The organism is Streptomyces beijiangensis (genome assembly GCF_017315755.1).
GTDB lineage: Bacteria > Actinomycetota > Actinomycetes > Streptomycetales > Streptomycetaceae > Streptomyces > Streptomyces beijiangensis.
In genome coordinates this window covers 1-5,974 of the sequence record NZ_JAFLRJ010000125.1, presented here as the reverse complement: position 1 = coordinate 5,974, position 5,974 = coordinate 1, and the positions used below count along the sequence as shown (strand labels likewise).

Sequence of the window (5,974 nt, the reverse complement as noted above, 5' to 3'; positions counted from 1 at the left end):
GCCGGGCGCCCGGCTATTGGTCCGGCTATCCGACCGGGTCGGCCGGGTGCGGCGCCATCGGCAGCAGCGAGGACAGCCGCTCCTCGCAGAGCCCGACCAGCCGGTCGTACCCCTTCTTGCCCATGAGCTCGGTCAGTTCGGGCCGGTACGTCACATAGACCGGATCGCCCGCCCCGTGCGCGGACGTCGCCGAGGTGCACCACCAGTGCAGCTCGTGGCCGCCGGGACCCCAGCCGCGCCGGTCGTACTCACCGATCGAGATCTGCAGCACGCGCGATTCGTCGGGCCGGTCGATCCACTCGTACGTCCGCCGGACCGGCAGCTGCCAGCACACGTCCGGCTTCGTCTCCAGCGGCTCCTTGCCCTCCTTGAGCGCCAGGATGTGCAGCGAGCACCCCGCACCACCCGCGAATCCGGGACGGTTCTGGAAGATGCACGACCCGTTCCAGCGGCGCGTCTGCCGCTCGCCGTCCTCGTCGACCTGGGTCCACCCGGAGTCGGTCCCCACATCGTGGAACTGCCACAGGTCCGGCGTGAGCCGCTCCACGTGCCCGGCGACCCGCTTCTCGTCGTCGTCGTCCGAGAAGTGCGCACCGAGAGTGCAGCATCCGTCGTCAGCCCGCCCGGCCTCGATCCCCTGGCAGCCGCTGCCGAAGATGCAGGTCCACCGGGAAGTGAGCCATGTCAGATCACACCGGAACACCTGCTCGTCGTCGGCGGGATCGGGGAACTCGACCCAGGCCCGGGCGAAGTCCAGACCCTTCTCGTCATGCTTCGGGCTGGGCAGCTTTACGGCTTTGCCCGGCTTAACCTTTTTCGTCTTCGGCACAGGGCAAGGGTAAGTGCCCATCCGCAGTAGCGTTCCGTATATGAGACTCGGAGTCCTCGACGTCGGTTCGAACACAGTTCATCTGCTGGTCGTCGACGCCCACCCCGGCGCCCGCCCCCTGCCGGCGCACTCGCACAAGGCGGAGCTCCGTCTCGCCGAACTCCTGGACGAGCAGGGGGCGATCGGCCCCGAAGGCGTCGACCGGCTGGTCGCCACCATCAGCGAGGGCCTGCAGGCCGCCGAGGACAAGGGCGCCGAAGAGGTACTGCCCTTCGCGACCTCCGCCGTCCGCGAAGCCAGCAACGCCGACCACGTCCTCGCGCGCGTCCACGACGAGACGGGCGTCGACCTCCAAGTCCTCAGCGGCGAGGAGGAGGCGCGGCTCACCTTCCTCGCCGCCCGCCGCTGGTTCGGCTGGTCCGCAGGAAGGCTCCTGCTCCTCGACATCGGCGGGGGCTCCCTCGAAATCGCGTACGGCATGGACGAGAACCCGGACATCGCCGTCTCCCTCCCGCTCGGCGCGGGCCGGCTCACGCACACCTGGCTGCCGGGCGATCCGCCGGACCCGCTCGACGTGAAGGCACTGCGCCGCCATGTACGTGCCCAGATCGCCCGTACGGTCGGCGAGTTCACCCGCTTCGGCAAGCCGGATCATGTCGTCGCGACCTCCAAGACCTTCAAGCAGCTCTCCCGTATCGCAGGGGCGGCCCGCTCGAACGAAGGTCTGTACGTCCAGCGCCGACTGAGTCGTAAATCACTGGAGGAATGGGTCCCCAAGCTCGCCGCGATGACGACCGCCGAGCGCGGCGCCCTGCCCGGCGTCTCCGAGGGCCGCGCCCACCAGCTCCCCGCAGGAGCCCTGGTCGCGGAGGGTGCGATGGACCTCTTCGGCGTCGAGGAACTCGAGGTCTGCCCCTGGGCGCTGCGCGAGGGCATCATCCTGCGCCGCCTGGACCACCTCCCGGCCCGCTAGCCATGGCCCGTACGCTGTCTCCCGTGGCAGAACCAGTGGTGCGCATCCCGGATGCGAAGGTCGCGCTGTCCACGGCGTCCGTGTATCCGGAGTCGACGGCGACGGCCTTCGAGATCGCCGCGCGCCTGGGCTACGACGGTGTCGAGGTCATGGTCTGGACCGACCCCGTCTCCCAGGACATCGAGGCGCTGCGCCGCCTCTCCGACTACCACGGGGTGCCGATCCTGGCCATCCACGCCCCGTGTCTCCTGATCACCCAGCGCGTGTGGTCCACGGACCCCTGGACCAAGCTCCTGCGCGCCCAGGCGGCCGCGGACAAGCTCGGCGCGTCCACGGTCGTCGTTCACCCGCCGTTCCGCTGGCAGCGGCAGTACGCACGCGATTTCGTGACCGGCATCTGGCGGATGGCCCACGAGACCGACGTCCGCTTCGCTGTCGAGAACATGTACCCCTGGCGCTACCGCGACCGCGAGATGCTCGCGTACGCACCCGACTGGGACGTCACCAAGGAGGACTACCGGCACTTCACGGTCGACCTCTCGCACACGGCGACGGCCCGCTCCGAGGCCATGTCCATGGTCGACCGGATGGGCGACCGCCTGGCCCACATCCACCTCGCCGACGGCAAGGGCTCCGGCAAGGACGAACACCTGGTCCCCGGCCGCGGCAACCAGCCCTGCGCGGAGCTCTTGGAGCGCCTGGCCGGCACGGGCTTCGACGGCCATGTCGTCATCGAGGTCAACACCCGCCGCGCGATGTCCGCCGCCGAACGCGAGGCCGATCTGGCGGAGGCGCTCGCCTTCACCCGCCTGCATCTGGCCACCCGGGTCCCCCAGCAGTGACCTCCGCGACCCCGCGCCGCCGCGGCCGCCCCTCCCGCGCACAGTCCGAGGCGGAACCGGCCGCCCGCGAGCGGATCCTCGCCGCCGCACGCACGGAGTTCTCCGAACGGGGTTACGACAAGACCTCCATGCGCTCCATCGCCAAGCAGGCCGGGGTCGACGCGTCGCTGGTCCACCACTATTTCGGTACCAAGGACGAGGTCTTCGCGGCGGCCATCGAGATGACGATGGAGCCGGTCCAGCTGGTCCCGGCGATCCTCGGCACCTCCACGGACGGCATCGGGGAGCGCCTGGCGCGCTACTTCATCGGCGTATGGGAGAACCCGGCGACCAGGACCCCGCTCCTGGCGGTGATCCGCTCGGCCCTGACGAACGAGACGGCGGCCACTGTCCTGCGCACGGTCGTCCTGCGCATGGTCCTGGAGCGGGTGGCGGCGGACCTGGACGTCCCGAACCCGAAGTTCCGCGCGGAACTGGCGGCCTCGCACATGATCGGCATCGCGATCCTGCGATACGTGATCAAGGTGGAACCCCTGGCCTCGACGGACCCGGAAGAGATCATCACCACGGTCGCCCCCACGCTCCAGCGCTACCTGACGGACCCGTCCCCGTCCGCACATCCAAGCGCGCCTGGGGCAAAATCAAGCCTGTCCGGCGATTGAGGACCGGGGGCCCGGGGGCGGAGCCCCCGAAACCCCCCGACGGGCCCGTACCACGCGCCCGCATCCCGGCCCCCACATCCCGCATAGCGGACGCGCTGTCCAGATCCTGAACCCCAGGCGTACGCTCGACGCCAGCCCCATCCCTCCTAAGGAGCGAGCGACGATGCCCGAGCTGAGGTCCCGCACAGTCACCCACGGCCGCAACATGGCAGGCGCCCGCGCCCTCATGCGCGCCTCCGGTGTAGCGAGCGAGGACATCGGGAAGCCGATCATCGCCGTGGCCAACTCCTTCACGGAGTTCGTCCCGGGTCACACGCACCTCGCCCCGGTGGGCCGCATCGTCTCCGAAGCGATCCTGGCCGCCGGCGCCGTCCCCCGCGAGTTCAACACCATCGCGGTCGACGACGGCATCGCGATGGGCCACGGCGGGATGCTCTACAGCCTCCCCTCCCGCGACCTCATCGCGGACAGCGTCGAGTACATGGTCGAAGCGCACTGCGCCGACGCGCTGATCTGCATCTCGAACTGCGACAAGATCACCCCCGGCATGCTGATGGCCGCACTGCGCCTCAACATCCCCACGGTCTTCGTCTCCGGCGGTCCGATGGAGGCCGGCAAGGCCACCCTCGTCGACGGCACGGTCCGCAGCCTCGATCTGGTCGACGCGATCACCGACGCCGTCAACGACAAGATCTCCGACGCGGACATGCTCCGTATCGAGGAGAACGCCTGTCCCACCTGTGGCAGCTGTTCGGGCATGTTCACCGCCAACTCGATGAACTGCCTGACCGAGGCCCTCGGCCTCTCCCTCCCCGGCAACGGCTCGGTCCTGGCCACGCACACGTCCCGCAGGGCGCTGTACGAGGCGGCCGGCCGTACGGTCGTCGACATCACGAAGCGCCACTACGAGCAGGACGACGCCTCGGTCCTGCCCCGCGCGATCGCCACCCGTGCCGCGTTCGACAACGCGATGGCCCTGGACATCTCCATGGGCGGCTCGACCAACACGATCCTGCACCTCCTGGCAGCAGCCCAGGAGGCGGAACTCCCGTACGGACTGGCCGAGATGGACGAGGTCTCGCGCCGCGTCCCCTGCCTCGCCAAGGTCGCCCCGAACGTCGCGCCCGGCGGTACGTACTACATGGAGGACGTCCACCGGGCAGGCGGCATCCCCGCCATCCTCGGCGAGCTCCACCGCGCGGGCCTGCTGAACGAGGAAGTCCACTCGGTGCACTCCCCGTCCCTCGCGGACTGGCTGAAGACCTGGGACGTCCGCGGCGGCTCCCCGTCCCCCGAGGCCGTCGAGCTCTGGCACGCGGCCCCCGGCTGCGTCCGCTCGGCGACAGCCTTCTCCCAGTCGGAACGCTGGGACACCCTGGACCTCGATGCCGCGGGCGGCTGCATCCGCGACCTCGAACACGCGTACTCCAAGGACGGCGGCCTCGCAGTCCTCAGGGGCAACCTGGCCGTCGACGGCTGTGTCGTAAAGACAGCGGGCGTGGACGAGTCGATCTGGACCTTCGAGGGCCCCGCGGTGGTCTGCGAGTCCCAGGAAGCAGCGGTCGACAAGATCCTCCGCAAGGAGATCAAGGAGGGCGACGTAGTGGTGATCCGCTACGAGGGCCCCAAGGGCGGCCCGGGTATGCAGGAGATGCTCTACCCGACGTCCTTCCTCAAGGGCCGAGGCCTCGGCAAGGCATGCGCCCTGGTCACCGACGGCCGCTTCTCCGGCGGCACCTCTGGCCTCTCGATCGGCCACGCCTCACCCGAGGCGGCGTCCGGCGGCGTGATCGCCCTCGTCGAGGACGGTGACCGTATCCGTATCGACATCCCGAACCGCTCCATCGAGCTCCTGGTCTCCGACGCGGACCTGGACACCCGCCGCGCGGCACTGAACGGCGTCTACGCCCCCAAGTCCCGCGAGCGCAAGGTCTCGCAGGCCCTGAAGGCGTACGCGGCCATGGCCACCAGCGCCGACCGGGGCGCGGTCCGCGACATCAGCCGGCTCGGCTGACCACCGCGGCTCGCCGCAGCAACACCCGCGACCGGGGATAATCGACCCGTGAGCGAGAACCCCAGCACCACCCCCGGCGGGCCGCAGCCCGAGTCCATCCGCTTCTTCGGCACGACCTGGGTCGACCACAAGGACGGATACGGGCTGCGGCGCGCCGGCGTGTCCGCAGGCTCCCTGGTGGCCGCGGTCGCCGCCTGCCTCGTCATGCGCTTCGCCTACCAGGGCCTGGAGATCGCGGACGTGGGCAGCTTCGTCGACCTCCTGTTCATCCTGGTCTTCTCGGTCTGCAGCGCCCTCGCCTTCGCCCGCACCTGGGAGGGCTTCCGCCGTCGCCCCGCGGACCCGGCCAGGGAAGAAGCAATGCGCAGCCTGAAGGCGATCGGCTTCATCGGCTCGCTGGTCGCATACTTCTGCCGCTCGCTGATCGAGGCCCCGGGCGAGAAACTGCGCCGCACGGAGTACGAGACGGCGCAGGCCCGGTACGAAAAGCGCAAGGGGAGCCGAGCGGGCAACCCGTCGGCACGAAAGAAGCGCAAGTAGCGCGATCAAGCGCACGCCGACCAAATTCGCGTGTCGGCACCCGCACGTACAAGCGCACAGGGGGCAAAATCAAGCCCCTCCGGCGCTTGAGGAGCGGGGGTCCGGGGGCGGAGC

At 69.9% G+C, this 5,974-nt stretch carries 6 protein-coding genes; 5 read left to right on the top strand and 1 reads right to left on the bottom strand.

Annotated elements, in window-relative coordinates:
- Positions 1-25: 25 nt before the first annotated feature.
- Positions 26-829 (bottom strand): DUF3109 family protein, encoded by an 804-nt coding sequence (locus tag J0695_RS13820; RefSeq protein ID WP_206962310.1) that lies wholly within the window; start codon positions 827-829, stop codon positions 26-28.
- A gap of 40 nt (positions 830-869) precedes the next feature.
- On the opposite strand from J0695_RS13820, the gene J0695_RS13815 reads away from it, so the two are divergent.
- From J0695_RS13815 to J0695_RS13795, 5 genes are all read left to right on the top strand, one after another.
- Entirely contained in the window at positions 870-1,802 is a 933-nt protein-coding gene (locus J0695_RS13815; protein WP_206962309.1) for a Ppx/GppA family phosphatase, read from the top strand.
- 23 nt (positions 1,803-1,825) lie between these two features.
- Positions 1,826-2,644, top strand: a complete 819-nt coding sequence (locus J0695_RS13810; protein WP_206962308.1) for a sugar phosphate isomerase/epimerase family protein — start codon at positions 1,826-1,828, stop codon at positions 2,642-2,644.
- Complete coding sequence (locus J0695_RS13805; RefSeq protein WP_206962307.1) at positions 2,641-3,306, top strand: TetR/AcrR family transcriptional regulator; 666 nt, start codon at positions 2,641-2,643, stop codon at positions 3,304-3,306. Before J0695_RS13810 ends, J0695_RS13805 begins: the two co-directional genes overlap by 4 nt.
- Positions 3,307-3,469: 163 nt before the next feature.
- On the top strand, positions 3,470-5,320 hold the full coding sequence (gene ilvD, locus J0695_RS13800) for a dihydroxy-acid dehydratase (RefSeq protein WP_206962306.1): 1,851 nt from the start codon (positions 3,470-3,472) through the stop codon (positions 5,318-5,320).
- Between the two features lie 48 nt (positions 5,321-5,368).
- On the top strand, positions 5,369-5,860 hold the full coding sequence (locus tag J0695_RS13795; RefSeq protein WP_206962305.1) for a hypothetical protein: 492 nt from the start codon (positions 5,369-5,371) through the stop codon (positions 5,858-5,860).
- The last annotated feature ends 114 nt before the right edge of the window (positions 5,861-5,974 follow it).